Annotated in this window: 19 protein-coding genes; 12 read left to right on the plus strand and 7 right to left on the minus strand. The window is 39.4% G+C overall.

The features are described 5' to 3' along the window. The first annotated feature begins 28 nt into the window (after positions 1-28). Positions 29-433: an 8-oxo-dGTP diphosphatase MutT gene (mutT, locus tag I3B46_RS06680; protein WP_040133346.1), complete on the plus strand. Its 405-nt coding sequence runs from the start codon at positions 29-31 to the stop codon at positions 431-433. A 189-nt stretch (positions 434-622) separates the two neighbouring features. Here the strand turns inward: mutT and yacG are convergent, their stop codons facing one another. The 7 genes from yacG to ampD all read right to left on the minus strand — a co-directional run bounded on the left by yacG (position 623) and on the right by ampD (position 6,499). After that, complete coding sequence (gene yacG, locus I3B46_RS06685) at positions 623-820, minus strand: DNA gyrase inhibitor YacG (protein WP_004921873.1); 198 nt, start codon at positions 818-820, stop codon at positions 623-625. Positions 821-836: 16 nt separating this feature from the next. Continuing rightward, on the minus strand, positions 837-1,595 hold the full coding sequence (gene zapD, locus I3B46_RS06690; protein WP_004921870.1) for a cell division protein ZapD: 759 nt from the start codon (positions 1,593-1,595) through the stop codon (positions 837-839). Between the two features lie 9 nt (positions 1,596-1,604). Then, a complete protein-coding gene (gene coaE, locus I3B46_RS06695; protein WP_014656411.1) occupies positions 1,605-2,210 on the minus strand; it encodes a dephospho-CoA kinase in 606 nt (201 codons plus the stop codon). Positions 2,211-2,365: 155 nt separating this feature from the next. Beyond that, a complete protein-coding gene (locus I3B46_RS06700; RefSeq protein ID WP_014656410.1) occupies positions 2,366-3,553 on the minus strand; it encodes a type II secretion system F family protein in 1,188 nt (395 codons plus the stop codon). Further along, positions 3,553-4,953, minus strand: a complete 1,401-nt coding sequence (locus tag I3B46_RS06705) for an ATPase, T2SS/T4P/T4SS family (RefSeq protein ID WP_004921861.1) — start codon at positions 4,951-4,953, stop codon at positions 3,553-3,555. The genes I3B46_RS06700 and I3B46_RS06705 overlap by 1 nt, the downstream gene beginning before the upstream one ends. 14 nt (positions 4,954-4,967) lie before the next feature. Beyond that, positions 4,968-5,393 carry a prepilin peptidase-dependent pilin gene (ppdD, locus tag I3B46_RS06710; RefSeq protein WP_004921858.1) on the minus strand — a complete coding sequence of 142 codons (426 nt, stop codon included), beginning with the start codon at positions 5,391-5,393 and terminating at the stop codon, positions 4,968-4,970. A 557-nt stretch (positions 5,394-5,950) separates the two neighbouring features. Continuing rightward, on the minus strand, positions 5,951-6,499 hold the full coding sequence (gene ampD, locus I3B46_RS06715; RefSeq protein WP_104873610.1) for a 1,6-anhydro-N-acetylmuramyl-L-alanine amidase AmpD: 549 nt from the start codon (positions 6,497-6,499) through the stop codon (positions 5,951-5,953). A 259-nt stretch (positions 6,500-6,758) separates the two neighbouring features. On the opposite strand from ampD, the gene nadC reads away from it, so the two are divergent. The 11 genes from nadC to I3B46_RS06770 all read left to right on the plus strand — a co-directional run bounded on the left by nadC (position 6,759) and on the right by I3B46_RS06770 (position 25,254). Next, on the plus strand, positions 6,759-7,658 hold the full coding sequence (nadC, locus tag I3B46_RS06720; RefSeq protein WP_004921849.1) for a carboxylating nicotinate-nucleotide diphosphorylase: 900 nt from the start codon (positions 6,759-6,761) through the stop codon (positions 7,656-7,658). A gap of 1,051 nt (positions 7,659-8,709) precedes the next feature. Further along, entirely contained in the window at positions 8,710-9,480 is a 771-nt protein-coding gene (gene pdhR, locus I3B46_RS06725) for a pyruvate dehydrogenase complex transcriptional repressor PdhR (RefSeq protein ID WP_014656406.1), read from the plus strand. A gap of 165 nt (positions 9,481-9,645) precedes the next feature. Continuing rightward, the gene (gene aceE, locus I3B46_RS06730) at positions 9,646-12,312 is read left to right on the plus strand and encodes a pyruvate dehydrogenase (acetyl-transferring), homodimeric type (RefSeq protein WP_004921831.1); all 2,667 of its coding nucleotides are present in this window, start codon (positions 9,646-9,648) and stop codon (positions 12,310-12,312) included. A gap of 13 nt (positions 12,313-12,325) precedes the next feature. Further along, positions 12,326-14,197 carry a pyruvate dehydrogenase complex dihydrolipoyllysine-residue acetyltransferase gene (gene aceF, locus I3B46_RS06735; protein ID WP_061063815.1) on the plus strand — a complete coding sequence of 624 codons (1,872 nt, stop codon included), beginning with the start codon at positions 12,326-12,328 and terminating at the stop codon, positions 14,195-14,197. A 204-nt stretch (positions 14,198-14,401) separates the two neighbouring features. Beyond that, entirely contained in the window at positions 14,402-15,829 is a 1,428-nt protein-coding gene (lpdA, locus tag I3B46_RS06740) for a dihydrolipoyl dehydrogenase (protein ID WP_014656403.1), read from the plus strand. A gap of 389 nt (positions 15,830-16,218) precedes the next feature. After that, the gene (locus tag I3B46_RS06745) at positions 16,219-16,572 is read left to right on the plus strand and encodes a VOC family protein (RefSeq protein WP_014656402.1); all 354 of its coding nucleotides are present in this window, start codon (positions 16,219-16,221) and stop codon (positions 16,570-16,572) included. A 440-nt stretch (positions 16,573-17,012) separates the two neighbouring features. Continuing rightward, on the plus strand, positions 17,013-19,610 hold the full coding sequence (gene acnB, locus I3B46_RS06750) for a bifunctional aconitate hydratase 2/2-methylisocitrate dehydratase (RefSeq protein ID WP_004921820.1): 2,598 nt from the start codon (positions 17,013-17,015) through the stop codon (positions 19,608-19,610). 1,117 nt (positions 19,611-20,727) lie between these two features. Beyond that, a complete protein-coding gene (locus I3B46_RS06755; protein ID WP_014656401.1) occupies positions 20,728-21,360 on the plus strand; it encodes a fimbrial protein in 633 nt (210 codons plus the stop codon). A 61-nt stretch (positions 21,361-21,421) separates the two neighbouring features. Next, the gene (locus I3B46_RS06760) at positions 21,422-22,129 is read left to right on the plus strand and encodes a hypothetical protein (protein ID WP_040133343.1); all 708 of its coding nucleotides are present in this window, start codon (positions 21,422-21,424) and stop codon (positions 22,127-22,129) included. Positions 22,130-22,131: 2 nt separating this feature from the next. Continuing rightward, entirely contained in the window at positions 22,132-22,788 is a 657-nt protein-coding gene (locus tag I3B46_RS06765; RefSeq protein ID WP_144242672.1) for a hypothetical protein, read from the plus strand. Between the two features lie 39 nt (positions 22,789-22,827). After that, positions 22,828-25,254 (plus strand): fimbria/pilus outer membrane usher protein, encoded by a 2,427-nt coding sequence (locus tag I3B46_RS06770; RefSeq protein ID WP_223854817.1) that lies wholly within the window; start codon positions 22,828-22,830, stop codon positions 25,252-25,254. The last annotated feature ends 22 nt before the right edge of the window (positions 25,255-25,276 follow it).

Here is a 25,276-nt window from a genome sequence, read left to right on the forward strand (position 1 = left end):
GGTAACCCGCCTTTTTAACGAAGAAATTATGGAAAAAAAACACCTTTATATCGCTGCTGGAATTATTCGTAATAACGCGCAAAAAATATTTATTACAGAGCGTCCAAGTGGAACGCATATGGCCGGTTTTTGGGAATTTCCCGGGGGAAAACTGGAAAACGGCGAACAACCGCAAGATGCACTTATCCGTGAACTAGAAGAAGAAGTTGGCATTATCGTCACTGAATGTGAGCTTTTTCATTGTGTCGAACACGAATTTGATGAACGTTATGTCACTTTATACTTCTTTATGGTTTCAGATTGGGAAAATGAACCTTATGGGAAAGAGGGACAAAAAGGGCGTTGGGTCGATCAAAAAGACTTGGTCGCAAGTGAATTTCCTCCAGCTAACCGAGTGATTATTGATATGTTAAACGCAGAAGATATTCACTGAGATTAAGTTAGGGGTTGTTGACGATAAACCGGGGCCGTATCCCAAGGTAAACAGCCATATTAGTGTTTTCTTGTTCGTGTAGAAAAATATCATTACTAGCTTATAGCAGCAGGATATTTATCAAAAATGCTTTATATCTCAATCTATCTCAGAGGAATGATTGGGATATAAAGCTCATCACTCATGTTGCTACTGGTCGGGTTGTTCGCTCCAGTTATCGCTGTCAGAAATATCCCCTTGGCTGGTAATACGCTTTTCTTCAGCAGCCCATTCACCTAGGTCAATGAGCTGACAGCGTTTACTGCAAAAGGGCCGATAAGGGCTTTCTTCACCCCAGACCACAACTTTTTGGCAAGTTGGACAATTAACTTCAATTTTCTCAGTCATTTATTACTACCCCTTATTAGCAGCAGGATAATTCAAAGGCCATCGTTGTGGGTACAATACCATTTTCACTGTCAATGTGAAGAAAACGGATAGCAAATCGCGTTTTATGACCTGAAATCTGAGGGAAAATTAATTTATCGCTGGATAACTTCACTCTTAATAACTCTTTGTCTTCAACACTATCTTGATAAAAACCATTATGGCACTCTTTTAGCTCAAAAGCGCCTGCGTGGCGGATTAAGTTCAAGATAGTATCTAATGCATCTTTGAGTGGCATGAGACTCTTTAGCCACTCGCTAATAGCCTGATCTTTTTGTTCTTGTGGCATATGAAGCCATAACTGTAATGTGGGCAGATCGAAACTACAGCATCCACCAGGGATACTTAAGCGCTGGCGCACCATACTAATAATTTTGTCATTTCGTAATTGTTGACCAAATCTAGGCGCCGCGGTGATATTGGTAATCTTAGCCGCAAGATCATCAAGAAGTGTTGAGATCAACTGGTTGTCTGCATTTGGAGCCTCGGCCCATGCAGCTAAACGCTTACGCTGTTTTTCTAGCTCTTTGATCAGATCAGAGCGTACTTCACCTCTATCAAGGATTTCAATTAATTCTGAAACTGAGCGGAAAAAGGCAATACCAGAGGTATAGGATGTAATGTGACTAAGCTCATAAACCTGTTGTAATAGTGTTTCGAGCCTTAACCATGAGCGAATTTTTTCATTCAATGGATACTCGTAAGTGACGAAGTTTACAGTGTTTGATTCACTCATATTTATTTCCTATTTTTGCTGTTGTGCTAACGTCATATACTTTTCGTGCAATGTGGCTACCTTTTCAGCTATGTTTAATTCACCATCATGGTTTGTAATAACATCATCAGCTTGTAGTAAACGGTTTTCTCTGCTGGTTTGGGCTTTCAAAATATTCACTACATGCTCTTCGCTCACATTGTCTCTTTGTACCGTGCGTAAAATTTGTTCTTCAGGGGTGACATCAATAACCAGCACCCGATTGGCAAGATGAGCGAGTTTATTTTCAAATAACAGAGGTACAACCCATAACACATAAGGGCTATCGGCCTGCTGTAATTGTTGTTGTGTTTCTTGATGAATTAAGGGATGAAGTAGGGCATTTAGCCATTGTTTCTCGGCGACATCAGAAAAAATAATTTCCCTAAGACGTTGTCGATTGAGAGAGCCATCAGGTTGAATAATGTCTGCGCCATAACGAGAGGCGATAGCTTCAAGGGCTGGTGAGCCAGGCTCGACGACTTTTCTGGCAATAATATCAGCATCAACTAGCGGTATTCCTAGCTTGGCAAAGTGATTCGCAACGGTTGTTTTACCGCTACCGATCCCCCCTGTTAATGCAACAATATAGCTCATATTCTTCTTCATTCTATTGAAAAATAGTAGGTTACACGGATTTTTTTGATTTGTCTTCACTCACAAGATAATACGCACGGTAGGTTTACTGATCTTAACATCCGCAAGTAGTTTTATAGCATAAATAGGCAAAATGCTATCCTATAATTAAGCCATTAAATCCCTGTTATAACATTTCCTAAATTGAAGATAGGGAGGTACATTGCCACCATAATAGTTCCAACGAGGAATGCCATTAGCAATAGTAAGATAGGTTCGAGATTCTTTAATGACTTTTCAGTTAAGCTAGTATGTTGCGTTGAAAAATGTGTAAATAAATACTGTAAGAAGTGAGGAAGCTGACCAGACTCTTCTGCAACAGCGATTAGCTGATGCACAATACTTGGAAAGAAAGCGCTGTTTTTAACGGCAGCAGATAATGACTCCCCTTTTAAAACAGCATGATATACAGAAAGGCTTTCTTTTTTATACAACGGATTATGCAGTGTATCCGCTGTACATTTTAAACATTCTGTTAGCGGCAAACCCGCTTGGAGTGTTGAGGATAAGGTTAAGAAAAAGATATTCAAGTTACTATTTTTAATTAATTTTTTGATAGGTGGAACATAAAATAGCAACGTAATAATGAATCTTACGGTATTCGCTTTAAATTTCCAAATCAGTAATGAAATAATTAGCGTTATAAGTAAAAAATAAGGGAAATAATCAGTGACCAAATTAGATAAATAGATCATGATTTTTGTGATTAAAGGAAGCTCGTGTTGAAAACTTTGATAAATAGTTTCAAATTGAGGTAACACATAAACTAACATAATGAAGATTAATGCGATAGAAAACAATGTTAATACAATAGGGTATCTAAGTGACTTAGTGATTTTTTTCTTTGTCTCTTCATTGTGTTTTAGCATACCTGCAATGATTTTAAAGTTATTTTCATAATTTCCGGTTTTTTCTGCGACGCTTATTAAACTGATTATGGTGGGGGTGAAGATGTTAGGGTGTTTTCTTAAGCTATCAGAAAACCGATTGCCTTTCTTTAAGTCAGTGATCGTCGATGTGATAATCTTTTGCCAAAATGGTGAGTGTGTGTTTTTTTGCAAAATATATAGACTTTGGAGTAAATTAATACCGGATGATACGAGGGAATTTAGTTGATAGAAAAAATGCGTTCGGTAGTTAATATTGGCTGCGTTGAGAATGAATATGGCTTTTAAACGAATATGAAGTGGAGTTTGTTCCGCTTCTAAGAGTTCAATAAAGGCTGATTTTTTATTTTTAGAAATAATAAAATCTTGGACAATATTATTATCATGAGATAAAGCGGTATAAGAATAGATAAACATTAAATAATCTCCCCTGTCCCTGTAATAGCATAGAGCTCTTGTAATGTGGTTTCACCTGCTTCAATTAAGTTCAATCCATCCTGAAAAAGTGTTTGAAAATGAGTGATACATTGTTTTCCATGCTGAAAAATCTCAGTCAGTGCATCTTGCCCTAGATACTCATATATGGCGGTTCTCCCCATAAACCCTGCAAAACAGAGATCACATCCCGTGGATGACCACTCTTTAATCGTTTTATTGTCGCTAATTTGAGTATTTTTAGGGTGTGTGACTTTACAGTTTGGGCATAATCGGCGTACCAGCCTTTGTGCAATCACCATTTTTAAGCAAGAACTCAATTGGGATTGACTCACACCTAATTGCGCCATCCTTTCAATGGCGCTAAATGTGCAATTGGTATGTAGAGTTGATAAGACTAAATGGCCTGTTTGTGCGGCTCTGGTTGCTATTTGTGCCGTTTCTTCATCTCGAATTTCTCCTACCATGATAATATCAGGATCTTGCCGGAGTAAGGCTCTTAGTATGTGAGCGAAACTCAAGCCATATTTATCGTTTACTTGAACTTGGTTAATTCCAGATAGTGGGATCTCAATAGGGTCTTCAATGGTAGATATGTTACGTGAAGATTGGTTGAGATACTCTAATGCACTATAGAGCGTGACGGTTTTCCCACTGCCAGTCGGGCCAGTGACAAGAATTAAGCCCTGTGGTTGCAATAGCTCTTTTTTTAAACTTAATAGCAAATTATTGTGCATCCCTATTTGTTCTATAGAATACTTTAGCTGGGTGCTAAGTATCCGTAGAACCAATTTTTCACCATATAATGTTGGTATCGTTGACAGGCGAATACTGTAATTATGCCCTTCGAAATGCCAACTCATTTGCCCATCTTGTGGTAATCGCTTCTCTGCAATATTCAATTTGGCAACTATTTTTATTCGAGCAATAATTTCATTATTGATTTCGAGAGGTGGTGAAGGAATAAAATAGAGCTTGCCATCTACACGTAAACGGATTTTTATCCCTTGTTTTGATGGTTCGATATGAATATCAGATGCGCGTTTTCTTACCGCTGTTTTGAGCATATTCTCTACAAAATCGACGGCGGGTGAACGTGTATCTAGCTGCTCGGCGCCATTAGGTTGATAGTTTGTTTCTGGCTCTTGGATCTCCTCATATTTTTTATTGAAGTAATGATCAATCTTTTCTTTTGGCCAAATGTCATAGCATACCGGCACGCTAGCAATAAAACGTAAAGTAGCAAGTATATTGTCATCTGGCTTTTTAGGTACACCTATAGATAATCTTTTATGATTGTAATCAACAATAATAATATAGTGTTTATCACAAATACTTTTTAATTCTTTAAATATAAAATCTCTTTCCCTGGTGCTATTCATAAACTTACCTTATATTAAAAGATGAAGGTATTTTCACATAATGCTTTTAATTTACTGTCACTATCATGTTCGCAGGCTACTTGCCATTGGAATGGTGAACTATCAGTAGGGATAATTGGGGTTAAAGTCACAGAGAGATTGGCAAGACTCTTATCGGCTATAAAGTTAATAATGCCTGACTTTACATCTATTGTTTTGATATATTTTCCTTTTATATTATTAGGAATATTTTCACTTCCTGCATTACAGCCAGTTAATGAGCCTTTATTAAACGCGCAAATTTCAATATTATTCTTATATGGTAAAACTGTTTGTAATACATCGGTTATTGCCGCTTTTTGCATATAACCTTGATATCCCGGTATTGCAATAGCACTTAATATAGAAATTATTGCAATGACAACCATTATTTCAATTAAAGAAAATCCTTGTTGATTCATATAGCCTCCTTGTTGAGTGAGGAGGCATCTTAAATTGTTCCATTTGATTATTTAATCTCTTCAAACCCTGCATACGAGCACCTACGAAAAATTAAAATAAAAAATGTATCGTATTACATTTTCTTGGGAGAAGACTCGCAAAGGTAAATATGGTGGACAATAAAATATCGAGTTAATGAGAAAGTATGATAAAACTAATGAGTAGAAGCGGGGGAAGTAGGGGCTATTTTAGAGAGAATGCTATAAACCTCGCGCAGTGTGGATTGGGATATAAGATGAAAAAACTAAAGGGCTTTAAAGAGTAATCCATCGTTGAACATGACTGACAATCCACATCCGGTATAAGGGAATTATAGGGGGCAATAGCTGAGCTTGTCGTATCAGCCGACAAAGAGCAGTCTTATCCGTCATATCGGCAGTTGCGGGCCGAAAAGTGGAAAGCTTCGCGGTTTATGGCGAGGGAGGGGCAGTCATTGTAGAGACTTAAAAGAGTCCATCTAAAGTAGGTTTAAACAGAGATAAGGCACTCAGTTAAGTCGGTTGCACTATAAATTATATTATCTTTTATGTTTTAACAGGGCCTTGAATTGTTGCCAATCAAAATAAGGGCCGGGATCTGTTTTACGGCCGGGGGCAATGTCGCTGTGACCGGTGATGTTATCTTGTAATTCAGGGTATAGCTCAATAAGAGCATGTGTCAGTTTTACTAGCGAATTGTATTGTAAAGGCGTGAAAGGCTCAAAATCCGTGCCTTCAAGCTCGATTCCAATTGAAAAATCATTACATTTTTCTCTACCCTTATAAAGGGATTGCCCGGCGTGCCAAGCTCTTAAATGAAAAGGAACATATTGAATAATCTCGCCATCACGGCGAATTAAACAGTGGGCTGAAACACGAAGGTGTTTGATTTCATCAAAAAAGGCATGCTCTGTTGGGTCGAGTGTTCCAGTAAAAAGTTGGTTGATATAAGGCCCACCAAATTGGCCGGGGGGTAAGCTAATATTATGGATAACTAACAGGGAAGGGATAATGTTCTTAGGGCGCTCATCATGGTGTGGTGAAGGGATATGAGTCACATTTTGTAGCCAGCCATTATGTATTTTTATCTCTGGTAGCATAGTATTCCCGTTTTATTACTCGCTTATATTCGTTATCTTGAGTTGAGAAGATTAGCATATACACAAAATTATTCGAGATGTATGTTTGTAGCGGTGGTTCTATTTTCATACCCAAGCACATTGAGTTGTATGTACTGTAATAGCTTAGATGATTGGGCGATAGCAAGATGAATAACGTGCGCCATAAGGCTTGATACATGATGGGTATAGATAGCAATGGGCACAAGAAATTTATTGGAGTGGATTGATGGCGACGAGGCGTTATAGCGAAGAACAAAGACGTGAATTATTGCTTGAAAGGTTAAATAGCGATATTCCATTTATAGTAAGCCACGCGTTAAAAGAAGATCTTGGGCAAACAGTTGATTTTAAGCAAGATATTACGGGGCAGCTTTTACAACCTACTTCACAAGCTAAAGCGCGTATTATCACACGGGAAGAAGGCGTTTTTTGTGGACAAAAATGGTTAGAAGAAGTTTTTAGCCAGCTTGGTGGGCAAGTTAGCATTGTATGGCATGTGAATGATGGAGATAAGGTTGCGCCAAATCAGCTGCTTTGTGAAATGTCAGGGCCTTCACAAGTATTACTCACTGGAGAAAGAACGGCATTGAACTTTATCCAGACATTGTCTTCTGTTTCTACTGTAACTGCTCAGTATGTGGCGAAAATTGAAGGCACAAGAACCAAATTATTAGATACACGTAAAACGATCCCCGGTTTAAGAAGTGCTCTTAAATATGCGGTACTAATGGGTGGAGGTTTTAATCATCGTCTTGGTTTATCAGATGCTTATTTAATTAAAGAAAACCATATCATTTCGGCAGGCTCTGTTGCTCAAGCAGTGGCGTTAGCGAGGCAAGCTCATCCGGAAGTTCCTATTGAGGTTGAAGTTGAAGATTTAACTGAATTACTTCAAGCATTAAAGGCGAATGCAGACATTATTATGCTTGATAATTTCACTGTCACGATGATGAAAGAGGCTGTTGTACTGACAGCGGGTAAAGCCGCTCTCGAGGTGTCTGGTGATGTTACATTAGATACTATCAGAGAATTTGCGGAAACTGGGGTTGATTTCATTTCTGTTGGTGCATTGACGAAACATATTAGAGCGATGGATCTTTCAATGCGTTTTATTGAAGAAAAATAAGCAATATAGCCAGGACTCCCATCGCTAACCTAGTGCCCGATGATGGCCGCATTTAGCAATAACAGAATAAATATTAACCATCATAACTCCCCCTTTCTCATAACAAGAAAGGGGGAAGAGATTTTCTGTTTATTTAGTCACAACAGTGGGCATTTTGCCTTGATTCATGTATGGCAGCAGTAATAGCAAATATGAAAATTGAGAGCCGTTAGCTTAACTAAATCCACCTTATTACGCTGTGCATAAAGCTAAAACGAGGGAGTGCTACGCCAACGCTTTTTACTCAGAAAGGTGGGTTTTGAGTATGGCCTTGATATTAGCTTGTTGATTACTAGCTAACGAAAATAAATATTGGAGCGATAGGCCGCGAAAGCGAGCATCGCCGTCTCATGCTAGTAGGCCTCCTAGGTTGAGGCAGGCTTATTTTTTCGTATAGGTAGTATCATCTAGGGCGCTTTGCTGTTTTTTGAACTATTCTAGATGTATTCATTCCAACTAATTAGCCAGACATTTTTATCTATAAAACGCAGTGCAGTTAGAGTCTAATCAAGATGTAACCTCATCATTAATCGATAGATGAGCCGATTACAGATTTTTATATCGTGTAGCCTTGCTATCTTGGTGAATATAGATAACGCTTACATTGCGTAAAATAACAAATGACGTGAATATTTAACTAGATTGTTAAGGTTGCTCCTTGCGGATCTGCATTTGAAACGGTTACTGTGAGTTAATATGGTTATTATTCGTTATTATTGAATAATAAAACGCTAATGGTTTGGCTATATCGATTCAGTTAGCGTGTTTATAGCATAGAAATTCGCTTTAAATGTTAAATTACCGTGCTGGCAATCGGAGGATTAGTTATCAAAACATGCTAAAATTTAAAAAAATCTGTTAAAATTTGCAGGATTTTATGATTTAGCTCAAGGTCTTTATGGACAGTTAGTGAATACTTTGTTACTTTATTAATCCGTAAAGAAATTGGTATTACCAATTAACACTGAGCAATACCTAATCAATAATTAATCACTAACGATCATGGCAGGTTATGGCTTACGGTAAAATTCGCCAACCAAAATTATCAGATGTTATTGAGCAGCGCCTCGAGCATCTTATTTTCGAAGGGACATTGCGCCCCGGCGAAAAACTGCCTCCTGAACGTGAGCTGGCAAAACAGTTCGACGTTTCTCGGCCATCAGTGCGTGAAGCTATCCAAACTCTTGAAGCTAAAGGTCTATTATCTCGCCGCCAAGGTGGGGGAACTTTTGTTCAAAAACAGATGTGGCAAAGTTTTAGCGACCCACTAACTGAACTTCTTACGGGGAATCCCGAATCTCAATTTGATCTTCTTGAAACACGCCATGCCCTTGAAGGGATAGCTGCTTATTATGCGGCGTTGCGTGGTACGGATGAGGATTTGGAGCGAATTCGACAAAGCTATGAGCTAATTATTAAAGCTCAACAAAGTGGCGATATTAATGCGGAATCAAATGCGGTTTTGCAATATCAACTGATTGTCACAGAAGCGGCGCATAATGTGGTGATACTGCATTTGCTACGTTGTATGGTGCCAATGTTGGAACAGAATATTCGTCAAAACTTTGAGTTTTTGTATACCCGTAAAGAAATGTATAAAGCAGTTAGTGAACATCGAGCTCAAATATTCTCCGCTATAATGGCAAGAGAGCCTGAGAAGGCAAGGGAGGCTTCCCATCGCCATTTAGCCTTTATTGAAGAGCTACTTTTGGATATTAGTCGTGAACAAACAAGGCGGGAGCGTTCTCTACGTAGGTTGCAGCAACATCCTGAATTAAATTAGTAATGCAGATTACTGACTGCTGCGTCTGCATTACTGTGACTACTCTCTGTGAGAGTTCTAGCGGCAACAACAGCAGGGCCTATCTTCTCGCTATTTTGTAGAAAGTAGCGCGAAGATAGGCTCCACATAAACATTAAAAAATAGATAACAGATAAGGAATACACCATGTCAGATATGTTGAAAAATGACGTGGATCCGATTGAAACTCGCGACTGGCTACAGGCGATTGAATCGGTCATCCGTGAAGAAGGTGTTGATCGTGCTCAGTTCATTATCGAACAGGTATTGAATGAAGCGCGTAAAGGCGGTGTTAACATTGCTGCTGGTGCATCTGGTAGTTCTGATTATATCAACACTATTGCTGTTGAAGACGAGCCTGCATACCCTGGTAACATGGATTTGGAGCGCCGTATTCGCTCCGCAATTCGTTGGAACGCAGTCATGACTGTACTGCGTGCTTCTAAAAAAGACTTGGAGCTGGGTGGTCATATGGCATCATACCAGTCTTCTGCAACTTTATATGAAGTCTGTTTTAACCATTTCTTCCGCGCTCATAACAACAATGATGGCGGTGACTTGGTCTTTTTCCAAGGTCATATCTCCCCAGGGATCTACGCACGCGCATTCTTGGAAGGTCGTTTAACTGAAGAGCAGATGAATAACTTCCGCCAAGAAATTGGTGGTAAAGGTCTGTCTTCTTATCCACACCCTAAATTAATGCCTGATTTCTGGCAATTCCCAACTGTTTCAATGGGTCTTGGCCCGCTAAATGCTATTTATCAAGCGAAATTCTTGAAATATCTTGAAAACCGTGGCCTGAAAGACACTTCAGCTCAAAGAGTGTACGCTTTCTTAGGCGATGGTGAGATGGATGAGCCAGAATCTAAAGGTGCTATCACTATCGCGACACGCGATAAGCTAGATAACCTTGTATTCGTGATCAACTGTAACTTACAGCGTCTAGATGGCCCTGTTACAGGTAACGGTAAAATTGTCAACGAGCTGGAAGGTATCTTTAATGGTGCAGGCTGGCAAGTCATCAAAGTTATGTGGGGCGATCGTTGGGACGAGTTGCTGCGTAAAGACACTAGCGGCAAACTGGTTCAATTAATGAACGAAACCCTTGATGGTGATTATCAAACATTCAAATCACGTGATGGCGCGTACGTTCGTGAGCACTTCTTCAATCGTTACCCAGAGACTGCTGCATTAGTTAAAGACATGACTGATGACGAAATTTGGGCGCTGAACCGTGGTGGTCATGATCCGAAGAAAGTGTATGCCGCATTTAAAAAAGCAGCAGAAACTAAAGGCAAGCCAACTGTTATTTTAGCTCAGACCATCAAAGGTTATGGTATGGGTGAAACAGCTGAAGGTAAGAACATTGCGCACCAAGTGAAGAAAATGAACATGGACGGTGTTCGTCACTTCCGTGATCAATTCAATGTGCCTGTGGCTGATGATCAACTGGAAAAACTGCCATTTATTACTTTTGATAAAGATTCAGAAGAATACAAATATCTGCATGAGCGTCGTCAAGCTCTAGGTGGTTATCTACCAGCACGTCGTACGCACTTTGATGAGAAATTAGAAATCCCTACGTTATCTGATTTCAGCCAATTGCTAGAAGAGCAATCAAAAGAAATTTCAACCACTATCGCATTTGTTCGTGCGTTAAACGTGATGTTGAAAAACAACTCTATCAAAGACCGTTTAGTGCCAATCATTGCTGACGAAGCTCGTACTTTCGGTATGGAAGGTTTGTTCCGTCAAATTGGTATTTATAGCCCTAAAGGTCAGCAATATACGCCTCAGGATCGTGAGCAAGTGGCTTACTATAAAGAAGACTCTAAAGGTCAGATCCTACAAGAAGGTATTAACGAGCTAGGTGCAGGTTCATCATGGTTAGCGGCTGCAACATCATACAGCACAAACAACCTGCCGATGATCCCATTCTACATTTACTACTCAATGTTTGGTTTCCAACGTATCGGCGACCTAATGTGGGCAGCGGGTGACCAGCAAGCTCGTGGTTTCTTGATTGGTGGTACTTCAGGCCGTACAACTTTAAATGGTGAAGGCTTACAACACGAAGATGGTCATAGCCATATTCAATCACTGACTATCCCTAACTGTATCTCTTATGACCCTGCTTATGCTTATGAAGTTGCCGTCATTATGCAGGATGGTTTAGAGCGTATGTATGGTGAAAAACAAGAGAACGTGTACTACTACATCACGACTCTGAATGAAAACTATCATATGCCTGCAATGCCTGAAGGTGCTGAAGAGGGGATCCGTAAAGGTATTTATAAACTGGATTCAATCGAAGGCAGCAAAGGTAAAGTTCAGTTATTAGGTTCTGGTTCTATGATGCGTCATGTTCGCGAAGCAGCTAACATTCTGTCAGCGGAATATGGCATCGGTTCTGATGTGTATAGCGTTACTTCATTCACTGAATTGGCTCGTGATGGTCAAGATTGTGAACGTTGGAACATGCTGCATCCTTCTGAAGCACCACGTGTACCTTATGTTGCTCAGGTAATGAATGATGCGCCAGCCGTTGCATCAACTGACTATATGAAACTGTTTGCAGAACAAATTCGTACTTACGTACCAGCAAGCGATTACCGTGTATTAGGTACTGATGGTTTCGGTCGTTCTGACAGCCGTGAAAACCTACGTCACCACTTTGAAGTGGATACATCTTATGTAATCGTTGCGGCGTTAGGTGAATTGGCTAAACGTGGTGAAGTTGATGTTAAAGTCGTTGAAGAAGCGATTAAAAAATACAACATCAACCCAGAAAAAGTTAACCCACGTCTGGCATAAGAGGTAATAATCAATGTCTATTGAAATCCAAGTGCCTGATATCGGTGCTGATGAAGTTGAAGTCACCGAAGTTATGGTTAAAGTTGGTGATAAAGTAGAAGCAGAGCAATCGCTGATCACTGTTGAAGGCGATAAAGCATCTATGGAAGTCCCATCACCACAAGCAGGTGTGGTTAAAGAAATTAAAATTGCAGTAGGTGATAAAGTCACCACTGGCAAATTGATCATGGTCTTTGAATCAGCAGAAGGCGCGGCTCCGGCTGCGTCAGCAGAAGCACCAGCGGCACCAGCCGCTGCCCCAACAGCAGCAGCTCTGAAAGAAGTGTCTGTCCCTGATATTGGCGGCGATGAAGTCGAAGTGACTGAGATCATGGTAAAAGTAGGTGATACAGTTGCAGAAGAGCAATCGCTGATCACTGTTGAAGGTGACAAAGCTTCCATGGAAGTTCCTGCACCCTTTGCTGGTACTGTAAAAGAGATCAAGATTGCGACTGGTGATAAAGTGAAAACAGGTTCACTGATCATGGTCTTTGAAGTTGCAGGATCAGCACCGGCAGCGGAAGCAGCACCTGCATCGGCACCTGCGTCAGCGCCAGCAGCCTCGGCAATTAAAGATGTTAATGTACCTGACATCGGTGGTGATGAAGTTGAAGTCACTGAGGTTATGGTGAAAGTTGGTGATACTGTTTCAGCTGAGCAATCAATCATTACGGTTGAAGGCGATAAAGCATCAATGGAAGTTCCTGCACCCTTTGCCGGTACCGTGAAAGAGATCAAAATCGCCACTGGTGATAAAGTGAAAACAGGTTCACTGATCATGACGTTTGAAGTTGCAGGTGCAGCACCAGCAGCATCGGCACCAACTGCGTCACCAGCGCCAGCCGCTTCCGCTCCGGCAGCCGCACAGGCGCCAGCACCAGCACCAGCAAAAGCAGCTGATAGCAAAAATGAATTTGTTGAAAACGACGCTTATGTACATGCAACGCCAGTCATCCGCCGTTTAGCGCGTGAGTTTGGTGTTAACCTTGCTAAAGTAAAAGGAACGGGTCGTAAAGGTCGTATTCTGCGCGAAGACGTACAATCTTACGTTAAAGACGCCATCAAGCGTGCCGAAGCACCAGCCGCTGCGGGTGGTGGTTTACCGGGCATGTTGCCATGGCCAAAAGTGGATTACAGTAAGTTCGGTGAAGTTGAAGAAGTTGAACTGGGTCGTATCCAAAAAATCTCTGGTGCTAACCTAAGCCGTAACTGGGTGATGATCCCTCATGTTACGTTGATGGAAGAAGTCGACACTACAGATGTCGAAGACTTCCGTAAGCAGCAGAACAAAGAAGCTGAGAAGAAACAACTCGGTGTTAAAATCACGCCACTGGTGTTTGTGATGAAGGCTGTTGCTCGTGCGCTAGAAGAAATGCCTCGTTTCAATAGCTCTATTTCTGAAGATGGCCAACGCCTATTCATGAAGAAATATGTCAATATCGGTATCGCGGTTGATACGCCAAATGGCCTAGTTGTTCCTGTTATCAAAGACGTGAACAAAAAAGGCATTATGGAACTGTCTCGCGAACTGATGGAAGTTTCTAAGAAAGCGCGTGCAGGCAAATTAACAGCTTCTGATATGCAAGGTGGATGCTTCACTATTTCTAGCCTTGGTGGCATCGGAACAACTGGTTTTGCACCAATTGTTAATGCACCAGAAGTTGCAATTATGGGTCTATCTCGCTCTTCCATCAAACCAGTTTGGAATGGTAGTGAGTTTGTGCCTCGACTGATGTTGCCTATGTCTCTTTCATTCGACCACCGTGTGATCGACGGCGCTGATGGTGCTCGTTTCATCACCCTAGTAGGTCAATTGATGAGCGACATTCGTCGACTGGTGATGTAATAAATTAGGCCGGCTTATTAGCCGGTCTGTTTTATTTAGGCTGGGGCAGAATTTTTTACTGTTCATCCGAAACGTTGCGAGTTACGTCACGTAATGAGCCTTTTCAGGATGTTAACAATTCTGTAAACTGCTCGCGGTGTGTATTTTCCGGTGGAATAATTCGTTTTTCGGCTGCCCCGCTGGACAAAACAAAAAGAGGTCATGATGAGTACTGAAATTAAAGCCCAAGTAGTGGTACTTGGTGCAGGCCCTGCAGGGTATTCTGCGGCTTTCCGTTGCGCTGACTTAGGTTTAGATACTGTTTTAGTAGAACGTTATTCAACTCTGGGTGGAGTTTGTTTGAACGTTGGTTGTATTCCTTCTAAAGCACTATTGCACGTTGCTAAAGTGATTGAAGAAGCTAAAGCGTTGGCTGAACATGGTATTGTTTTTGGTGAGCCAAAAACCGATATTTCTAAAGTTCGCCTGTGGAAAGAGAAAGTGATTAACCAGCTGACTGGTGGTCTAGCTGGTATGGCAAAAGGCCGTAAAGTAAACGTTGTGAACGGTCTTGGTAAATTTACTGGTGCTAACACACTGGTTGTTGAAGGCGAAAACGGTAGCACAACTATCAACTTTGATAATGCGATTATTGCTGCGGGTTCACGTCCTATTCAGTTACCATTCATTCCTCATGAAGATCCACGTATTTGGGATTCGACAGATGCGTTAGAGCTAAAAGAAGTTCCAGAGCGTCTGCTTGTTATGGGTGGTGGTATCATCGGTCTGGAAATGGGTACTGTGTATCATGCTCTGGGTTCTCAGATTGATGTTGTTGAGATGTTTGACCAAGTCATCCCTGCGGCTGACAAAGATGTGGTTAAAGTCTTCACTAAACAAATCAGCAAGAAATTTAACTTACTGTTAGAAACCAAAGTGACTGCCGTTGAAGCAAAAGAAGATGGTATTTATGTCACAATGGAAGGTAAAAAAGCACCTGCTGAACCACAACGTTATGACGCAGTTCTGGTCGCGATTGGTCGTGTTCCAAATGGTAAAAACCTTGATGCTGGTAAAGCGGGTGTTGAGGTTGATGACCGTGGCTTTATCCATGTTGATAAGCAAATGCGTACTAATGTACCTCACATTTTTGCAATTGGTGACATCGTTGGTCAGCCAATGTTGGCGCACAAAGGTGTTCACGAAGGTCATGTAGCGGCTGAAGTTATCTCTGGCCTGAAACACTACTTTGATCCAAAAGTTATTCCATCAATCGCTTACACTGAGCCAGAAGTGGCTTGGGTTGGTTTAACTGAGAAAGAAGCGAAAGAGAAAAATATCAGCTATGAAGTTGCAACATTCCCATGGGCAGCATCAGGCCGTGCGATTGCATCTGACTGCGCAGAAGGTATGACTAAGCTGATTTTCGACAAGCAATCTAACCGTATTATCGGTGGTGCTGTTGTCGGTGTTAATGGTGGTGAACTTCTGGGTGAAATTGGCCTTGCAATTGAAATGGGCTGTGACGCAGAAGATATCGCATTGACTATCCACGCTCACCCAACGCTGTATGAATCAATTGGTATGGCAGCGGAAGTCTTTGAAGGTAGCATCACTGACTTACCAAACGCAAAAGCGAAAAAGAAAAAATAATTTCTTAAGTCGCCTTAATAAACGGCCTCTGTAGTTGGCTGTTTATGACCAAAGAGCATAAAGCCAATGTGGAAACACATTGGCTTTTTACTTTTTCAAATATAAGCAGAGAGTCATATATATTTATCCTCTTATTTAAGTTGGGTTTATATTCTTAAGGAAAAAAATTATCAACAATAATGTTTAGATGACTAATGGAATATTAAATTCTCATTTTTTATTCTGTTTTTATTTATATCTAATAAAGGGATGTGCATTTGATAACACGTAAATACGTAAGTCATGGCAAATTGGATTATTGTTTATACGTTCCGTAACTTACCTTCAATTGTGAACGAACCTGACATATCATTATCGATTATGGGTACTCACATAAATAAGCTAATTTAATGAAACTAATACCGACTGCCATTTTAATCCATGTTCCTGACGTTGCTGTCGGCTTAGCTTGGTATCAACAAGCCTTTCCACAAGCGGTTGCCGAATATCTACCAGAGTTTGATTTTACCGTATTACACGTAGGGAATTTCACTATCGAGGTTGTCCAAGCTGACGCAAAGGTCTGTGAAGGCAAACGAGGCACAGTATTATATTGGCAGGTGGAATCTTTCGATTTAGCGGTTGAGCATTTATCTAAATTAGGTGCAAAACGGTATCGAGGACCGATGTTAATAGAAGGTAACAAACGAATGTGTCAGCTTGAAGATCCGTTTGGTAATTTAATTGGATTAAAAGGGCAATAAAATCAATTAAAACCTTTAAAAAAATTAAAGCCAATCGTAATGATTTACCTTATCAATTAGTAACGTAAATAAAATTACGATAAAAATATAATTTGTGATATGAGAGGTAAAAACACATCAAAAAGGGTGCGTTAAATGCGTAAATGCATTATAAAAAGTGAGGTTTTATCTGCTTTTTATAACTCTTTATAGTATCTTAAGCTAAAAAATAACCCGAAATTAATGGTTAAGGCTTAAAGTAAGCAGAGGGATGTTGCTTTCTTGTGAATGAATTAACATTTCGTTTAAACTCTGCTATGCTGAACGCCCGAAGCTGGGCATAATTTTACTGCCATTGAGATTATGCGAGCAAGTTCCTCTGACCTGGCACCGGATGATGATTTTTTCAAGATGGTGCAGACAGCCGGGTATATAAATTACAATGAAGCGAGGAGAACGTCGTGCTAGAAGATTACCGTAAGCACGTAGCCGAGCGTGCCGCTCAAGGGATTGTCCCTAAGCCATTAGATGCTGCGCAAGTTGCTGCATTAGTAGAATTACTGAAAAATCCACCTAAAGGTGAAGAAGATTTCCTATTAGACCTGCTGACCAACCGTGTGCCCCCCGGTGTTGATGAAGCAGCGTATGTCAAAGCGGGCTTTTTAGCCGCTATCGCGAAAGGTGAAACTACCTCTCCTCTTATCAGCCCAGAAAAAGCCATTGAACTGCTCGGTACAATGCAGGGCGGGTACAATATTCATGCGCTAATTGAAGCTTTGGATGATGCTAAGCTAGCACCAATCGCGGCTAAAGCACTTTCCCATACTTTGCTCATGTTTGATAACTTCTATGATGTAGAAGAAAAAGCAAAAGCAGGGAATGAGTACGCGAAACAAGTTATTGAATCATGGGCAAATGCTGAATGGTTCATCGAACGTCCTGAGCTGGCTGAAAAACTGACTGTGACTGTATTTAAAGTTACAGGTGAAACTAACACAGATGACCTGTCTCCAGCTCCGGATGCATGGTCTCGCCCTGATATTCCGCTTCATGCCCTAGCTATGCTGAAGAATGCTCGCGATGGTATTGAGCCGGATGAACCAGGTAATGTCGGGCCAATTAAACAGATTGAAGCCTTGAATAAGAAAGGTTTCCCGTTGGCCTATGTTGGCGACGTTGTGGGCACAGGCTCTTCTCGTAAATCAGCAACTAACTCTGTGTTATGGTTTATGGGGGATGATATTCCGTTTGTCCCTAACAAACGTGGTGGTGGTGTTGTACTTGGTGGTAAAATCGCCCCTATTTTCTTCAATACCATGGAAGATGCCGGCGCGTTACCTATTGAAGTGGACGTATCTAAGCTGAATATGGGCGATGTTATTGATATCTACCCATATAAAGGTGAAGTGCGTAACCATGAAACGGGTGAGTTACTGGCAACATTTGAACTGAAAACGGATGTATTGATTGATGAAGTCCGTGCTGGCGGTCGTATTCCATTGATTATTGGCCGTGGTTTAACGGCTAAAGCGCGCGAATCACTTGGCTTAGAGCCAACTAACGTATTCCGTCATGCGAAATCTGTTGCACAAAGCAATCGTGGTTTCTCTTTGGCTCAAAAAATGGTTGGTCGTGCTTGTGGCCGCCCAGGTATTCGCCCAGGTGAATACTGTGAGCCTAAGATGACTTCTGTTGGCTCGCAAGATACCACAGGCCCAATGACACGCGATGAGCTAAAAGACTTAGCTTGCCTAGGGTTCTCCGCAGATTTAGTTATGCAATCATTCTGTCATACTGCGGCATATCCAAAACCCGTTGATGTGACTACGCACCATACATTACCTGATTTTATTATGAATCGTGGTGGTGTTTCCTTGCGCCCAGGCGATGGCATCATTCACTCATGGTTGAACCGTATGTTATTGCCAGATACTGTCGGTACGGGTGGTGACTCGCATACCCGTTTCCCAATCGGTATCTCTTTCCCAGCAGGTTCTGGTTTGGTGGCATTTGCAGCAGCAACAGGTGTAATGCCGCTTGATATGCCTGAATCTGTTTTAGTGCGCTTTAAAGGAGAAATGCAACCGGGCATCACGCTTCGTGATCTTGTTCATGCTATCCCTTTATATGCAATCAAAGAAGGCTTACTGACTGTTGAGAAAAAAGGTAAGAAGAATATTTTCTCTGGTCGTATCCTTGAAATTGAAGGGTTGCCTGAGCTAAAAGTTGAGCAAGCATTTGAATTAGCAGATGCTTCCGCAGAGCGCTCAGCAGCAGGCTGTACGATTAAACTGGATAAAGCACCAATTATTGAATATCTCCAGTCAAACATTGTTCTGCTGAAATGGATGATCTCAGAAGGGTATGGTGATCGCCGTACCATCGAGCGTCGTATCAAAGGAATGGAAAACTGGTTAGCTGACCCGCAGCTTCTTGAAGCAGACGCTGATGCAGAATATGCCGCAGTGATCGAAATCGACCTAAATGAGATCAAAGAGCCTATCTTATGTGCTCCTAACGACCCTGATGATGCACGTTTGCTGTCTGATGTTCAAAATGAAAAAATCGATGAAGTCTTTATCGGTTCTTGTATGACAAACATTGGTCACTTCCGTGCGGCAGGTAAGCTGTTAGATCAGCATAAAGGGCAGCTACCAACACGCCTATGGGTTGCTCCACCAACTAAGATGGATGCAGCACAATTGACTGAAGAAGGTTATTACAGTGTGTTTGGTAAGAGCGGAGCACGTATTGAAGTGCCGGGATGCTCTTTGTGTATGGGTAACCAAGCACGTGTTGCAGATGGTGCAACCGTTGTTTCAACCTCAACACGTAATTTCCCGAACCGTCTTGGTACAGGGGCAAATGTATACTTGGCTTCGGCTGAACTTGCTGCTGTCGCATCTTTGCTCGGTCGTCTCCCTACGCCTGCTGAGTATTTGCAGTTTATGGATAAGGTCGATGAAACTGCTGAGGATACTTACCGTTATCTGAACTTTGATCAGTTAGAGCAATATACTGAAAAAGCAGATAGTGTTATCTTCCAAACAACAGTTTAATTTAGCGATGTAGCAACAAATCAAAAGCCCTGAATTTAATCAGGGCTTTTTTTATGGTCGCTAATTAGGGTGTTAGTAACTTGATTAGCCGATTTGATAGGCGATAGTAACAGTGGGGAAAAATGTCGCTAATTGCTCGATAGGGAGCGCAATAGATCCTTTATCGTTTGGTGGATGATGAAGGGGAATCTATATAGTTAATGCATAAAAAGTGGTTTTAAGTGATACAGAGGAGTAATTCGGTTAGATCGTAAGCGTCGAATACGCAATATTGTGACAGAGTATGCGGATATTTTGTTGTAGATCTATATCGATATCACTCTAAACTGTTATCTTTTTGGCTAATTAATATTCATTAATTTCAATCTTGGTATGATTACTTTTTTAAACGACTAGCTAAAAAAGACTATTTTATCATTATTTGAAATTCTTAATTTGAATATTAAAAAAAGAAAAAAGATTGTCTTTTTATTGATTATATTAATTTGATGATATTTATTTGATATTGAAACAATATTACTCGTTGTATTGAAGGCTATATTTATCATGTTTTTATTTTAAAAAGTCATAATAATCAAAGAGGTGTGGTATTTTTTTAACTTGGTTGTTTTATTTGTGCAAATAATTACTCTCGTCGCGAGTTAAAATTGAAAGATTATATTATAAAGTATTAAACTACATTAAATTAGATATTTTGTTCTTTTCTTTAGTTCTTATTGTGATTTGTTTGGAGTTATTTTCTTATCAATCTTGATTGGTATGAGTGACTATTACTATATTCTATTGTTTTTAATGGTGAAATAAATTGTTACATCTATGACTCCTTTGGTGAGTGTGCGATTTACTCGAGTTAGGTGTAATGTTAATTATAAAAAAGTTATCTATAATACTTACATCTGAAAAACAGTATTTCGTTGAGATGTTTTAAAGATGCATAAAAATAGAATGTGTTATCATAATTAGAGGTAATTAATATCGGCAGTAAAAATATTTTTATAACTCTTATTAAGATAAGTGATAATAATAATTAAAATATTTTTTTATATATTTACTAATATAAGTATTGGTAATGGATTCTATTTTTCTTTATTTTGTTTTTTATTATAGAAGGTTAATCATGTTTAAGAAAACATTATGTGCACTGTCGTTAATTTCTGTTTCATATGCGGCATTCTCTGCACCTGTTGCTAATTTAAAAGTTACGGGCTCGATTACGCCACCAACATGTACTATCGATAACCAAAATGAAGTGGATGTTGAATATAAATTTGATACCGCGCCAAGTATGTTCCCTTTATCAGGTAACTTAACGTTAACGCCAGTATCGAAAAAAATTGAGATAGTGTGTGATGCAACAACGTATTTAAGCTTTGAAGCTAAAGATAACCGCAGTGATAGCCCTATGACGGCTGCTGATACCAACTTTGGATTAGGTAAATTTGGTACAGACGGCAGTAAAAATATTGGTTTTTATACCATCAATATGAAAAACGCGACGGTGAAAGCAAACAGTGAAGATGCAGGAAAGCAGACAGGGATCCGATCAGGCACGCTTTTCTCTGCCGCACAGGCCTTGGTTAAAAAGACAGGCAAAACAGCGTGGGCAATATCATCAACACAATTAGCCTCAGGACAAATCTTTGCGGCTGATTTTGAAGTTACCCCAACATTGAGCGAAGACTTAAAGAATAGCTCGGGTGATGTGTCTTTAGATGGCCACGCGGTACTATCATTTGGTTTTGGTATCTAACGTGATTCTAAGATAGGTCATCTATTTGGCCTATCTTAATTATCGAGGTTGTTAACTGAGTATGAAAAACACAATTAAGTATTTAGGTTTACTACCATTACTAGCGGTTAGCTTTAGTTATGCAGATACAAATGCCAATTTGAAAGTATCTGGTGATATTAAGCCACCAACCTGTATGGTTAATGGAGAAGAGCAAACCAATATCATATATGACATGGGAAAACTCTCTGTTGATGTTATACCTATGTCGAGCATGTATATTTTTCCCGAAAATTCGAAAGTAAAAAATACCGTTACGGTGACATGTGATGCTCAAACATATTTAATATTTATGGCGACAGATACCTACCAAGGTTTGAGTTTACCTTCAACACCGGTATCAAGCTCGTATTCACATAAATATTTTCATATTAATGGGGGTAAACCGGCCGCACTTGGTGGTGTCTCATTTTTAGTAAAAGATGCTAAGGTCGATAATAATTCTGGATATGTTCGCCGTTTATATAATTCAACACATGCCACTTCTAGGCTTGGAGATTATGTATTGACTAAAGGTGAATACTATGGATGGTCTAATACTAAGCATGAAGCCGGGGATAAAGATGCATTTATGCAATCATTAATACCTGGAAAAGTCTTTTCAGCGAGTTTTGAACAAGACAGTGTATTTATTAACTCACGAGATGATTTAGCTAAAGCAAATATTGAACTTAATGATGAACTTAATTATAACGCAGAAGCTGTAATTACATTTAGCTTTAGTCTTTAATAATGAAAAAAATGGGCATGTATCTTATGCGGATAATATTATATCAACTTACAGTAATGTTAATGTTCTATTTTTGTGATTATTCAAATGCTCAGGGCGTATATAGGCAAAATATAATCACCGATATTGTGACACCTCCAAGTTGTGAAATTATCCCACCAAATAACGGGAACTATCAATTTTCCCAGTTACATGCCCATTATTTTAAATTAAACAAAGTCACAGCGCTTCCAGAATTAAAACAAACATGGCAAGTGATGTGCAATACACCGATAAATTTATTTTTAAAAATTATTGATAATCGTCATGATTCCTCCCGTATGGATGATGAAAGCTATTTTGGGTTAGGTAACGTAAATGGTTCAGGGAAAATAGGTGATTATCGATTAACGTTGAGTCATGCCAATGTTGATAATGAAAAAGCGGAGTTGTTTTTAAGCGAAAATTTATCAGGAACAAGAACATCTGCTATAACGGTGAAAAAAAATAGAACCTATGGTTGGTTAACGGGTGAAAGTCATATTGCCTCGGGAAAATTATTTTCTGTTGATATTACTGTTTCGCCTAAACTTAATTCTTTAAAAGAAACCCATGGGCCTATTGTTAATGGTGCTGAATTAGACGGTAATGCTGAATTGATTTTTTCATTTGGCATTTAATGCCTGAACACATTAATTATAATTAAGCAATGAGCATGTATGTTATATACTAATAAAAAAACACGACGTTACTATTTTTTTATGGCTTTAATATTCATGTTATATAATGAGTATTCATATTCATCAAATCAAGATAATGCTGATAAAAACTCAAAAGTGAATTTTGATATTGATTCATTAAAGGCACTTGGTTACGGTGAAGAAGTCGCTGATTATTTTATGCAAGGGAGCCAATTTCTTCCTGGTAACCATGATGTCACAATACAATTAAATGGTGATCAAACTTATTCTGTTAATGCCAAAATAGATGATAGTGGTCATCTTTGCCTTGATGATAGTTTGCAGAAGACGTTGAGATTAAAATCGACAAATTTAGAAGATGGATGTCATGTTTTTCAAGATGTCTATCCTGATTCACGGGTGGTAATGCGACCTAATGAGTTTGCTATTGATATTACAGTCGCTGAAAACAACTTTGATCCTAAGTTGCTAGGTCGTGAATTGACTTATGGTGGCTTTGGTTTAGTTAATAACTATCGAATTTACGGTATGCATATTAATGGCCATAATAACCAAGAGTTTTATCAAGGTGAATTTGAAACGGGAGCAAACTGGAATAACTGGGTTTTACGCAATAATAGTAGTTTTTCTTCAAGTAAAGGGAACTCAGAGTATCAATTTAATGAAACAGTATTATCGCGTAGTATCGAGTCATTAAAGTCTCAATTTGAAATAGGTCAACTGAATAGCCGAGGCAGTTATTATTCTGGTATACCAGTTAATGGCATTCAACTCTATTCGGACAGTGCATTACAGCTTAATAATCGATTAGTTGTACCGATAGCTGGTTTTGCAAATTCGCCATCAACCGTAGAGGTTCAGCAAAATGGTCGTCTGCTCTATCGAACAATAGTGCCTGCTGGTCCTTTTGAACTAAATAGAATTAATAATATTATCAATGGAACACCAGTTGATGTAACAGTTATTCAAGATAATGGTGAGCGTCAGAAATATCAAGTAATGACCTCAAATCAAGCAACTGAAAATTTATCACCTTTATCTTATCAATTTTTTATTGGTAAATATCGTACAGTCAATAGTGTTCAAGAAAGTGATAATCCTTTAATTAGTAGTTTGGAAGCAAGCGCACAATATAAAAAAATAGATTATTCAGCAGGGGCTTTATATTCAGATAAATATCAATCTGTAAGTGGTGGTGTTCATTCTTCATTTGGAGAAAAACTACTCATTAATGGTGGAGGCAATGTTTCAATTTCTCGTAATGATGAAAAAGAGGGAAGCCAGTTAGACTTTAATACATCGTTGGCCAAAGGTGCCGCATCATTGGGAGTCTCATTTCTATATCGCAGTCATGAGTATCCGACGTTAGATAGTACATTAGAAAAACAGCAACCAATATTGGATGAAGATGCATGGAATTTACCATGGTTTAGTCGAGACCTTCAGACTTCTTCTTCACTTTATACAAGTTGGGGTGATATTAACTGGGGAAGTTTTAGCTATAGTTTAAATTATAACCATTATTATGGAGACGGTTCAGATACAGTAAGTCATTTAGTCGGTTATAGCAGAAAGATCGGTGATGTCTCATTAAATTTATCTTTTCAGTCTGGAACAGATCAAGACAATCGCTTTTATCTGAATGCATCAATCCCAATAAATAGCCGTTCAAGTGCAAGTATACAAAGCCAATATTACGATGACCGTAGTACTTTAATGGCGAATTATAACTATAGACAGAATGATAGGTGGAATTACTCTATCGGTGCAGGTCGTAGCAGTGATGTAAATCGTGTTAACGGGAGCATTAATAATACGAATGCTTATACACAATTATCATTAAATGCTTCCATGACTGAAAATAATGTTTACTCATTTATGTCATCTGCTACAGGCGCTATTGCTTATTCAAATGGGCTAGTTGCAACCTCTTCAGTGCCATTAAGTAATACTTTTGGGATTATATATATTCCAAATCAACCAAATGTTAAGGTGAGTGCGTTAGGCAGTGGTTCAACAATCACGAATCATTTTGGTACGGCTGCCATTTCGTCATTACCAACAAATAGGAAAACAACGGTTCAATTGAACACGCAAGATTTACCGTTAAATATTCGGCTTGATACCACTTCGTTCGATGTTGCAGTTGCTAGAGGAAGTGTTATTACAAAAGAAATTAAAGCTACCGAAATGAGACAGTTATTACTGAGTATTACGCTTAAAAACGGTCAAAAAGCACCTAGTGGTGCAAGCTTAATAAATAAAAAAGGAAAGTATGTCAGTGCCATTATGGGTGAAGGGAATACTTTTTTAACTAACGAACAAATTGGTGATGAATTAATTCTTCGTTCGCCAAACTCAGATGATTGTATTGTGAAATACACAGTACCAGAACATTTTTCATCTGAGTTGCTTTATGAAGAAGTAGACGCAATATGTCAATAAGTCATCAAAAAACTAAACATAG

Source organism: Providencia sp. 2.29 (assembly GCF_015832305.1).
GTDB lineage: Bacteria > Pseudomonadota > Gammaproteobacteria > Enterobacterales > Enterobacteriaceae > Providencia > Providencia stuartii.

What these genes read in the sequence shown, in the direction of transcription:
- aceE (WP_004921831.1), top strand. Translation starts at nt 9,646, where the DNA reads ATGTCAGATATGTTGAAAAATGACGTGGATCCGATTGAAACTCGCGAC.
- nadC (WP_004921849.1), top strand. Translation starts at nt 6,759, where the DNA reads ATGGCGACGAGGCGTTATAGCGAAGAACAAAGACGTGAATTATTGCTT.
- aceF (WP_061063815.1), top strand. Translation starts at nt 12,326, where the DNA reads ATGTCTATTGAAATCCAAGTGCCTGATATCGGTGCTGATGAAGTTGAA.
- I3B46_RS06700 (WP_014656410.1), bottom strand. Translation starts at nt 3,553, where the DNA reads ATGTTTATCTATTCTTATACCGCTTTATCTCATGATAATAATATTGTC.
- lpdA (WP_014656403.1), top strand. Translation starts at nt 14,402, where the DNA reads ATGAGTACTGAAATTAAAGCCCAAGTAGTGGTACTTGGTGCAGGCCCT.
- yacG (WP_004921873.1), bottom strand. Translation starts at nt 820, where the DNA reads ATGACTGAGAAAATTGAAGTTAATTGTCCAACTTGCCAAAAAGTTGTG.
- coaE (WP_014656411.1), bottom strand. Translation starts at nt 2,210, where the DNA reads ATGAGCTATATTGTTGCATTAACAGGGGGGATCGGTAGCGGTAAAACA.
- zapD (WP_004921870.1), bottom strand. Translation starts at nt 1,595, where the DNA reads ATGAGTGAATCAAACACTGTAAACTTCGTCACTTACGAGTATCCATTG.
- ppdD (WP_004921858.1), bottom strand. Translation starts at nt 5,393, where the DNA reads ATGAATCAACAAGGATTTTCTTTAATTGAAATAATGGTTGTCATTGCA.
- mutT (WP_040133346.1), top strand. Translation starts at nt 29, where the DNA reads ATGGAAAAAAAACACCTTTATATCGCTGCTGGAATTATTCGTAATAAC.
- I3B46_RS06745 (WP_014656402.1), top strand. Translation starts at nt 16,219, where the DNA reads ATGAAACTAATACCGACTGCCATTTTAATCCATGTTCCTGACGTTGCT.
- I3B46_RS06760 (WP_040133343.1), top strand. Translation starts at nt 21,422, where the DNA reads ATGAAAAACACAATTAAGTATTTAGGTTTACTACCATTACTAGCGGTT.
- I3B46_RS06755 (WP_014656401.1), top strand. Translation starts at nt 20,728, where the DNA reads ATGTTTAAGAAAACATTATGTGCACTGTCGTTAATTTCTGTTTCATAT.
- I3B46_RS06765 (WP_144242672.1), top strand. Translation starts at nt 22,132, where the DNA reads ATGAAAAAAATGGGCATGTATCTTATGCGGATAATATTATATCAACTT.
- pdhR (WP_014656406.1), top strand. Translation starts at nt 8,710, where the DNA reads ATGGCTTACGGTAAAATTCGCCAACCAAAATTATCAGATGTTATTGAG.
- I3B46_RS06770 (WP_223854817.1), top strand. Translation starts at nt 22,828, where the DNA reads ATGTTATATACTAATAAAAAAACACGACGTTACTATTTTTTTATGGCT.
- I3B46_RS06705 (WP_004921861.1), bottom strand. Translation starts at nt 4,953, where the DNA reads ATGAATAGCACCAGGGAAAGAGATTTTATATTTAAAGAATTAAAAAGT.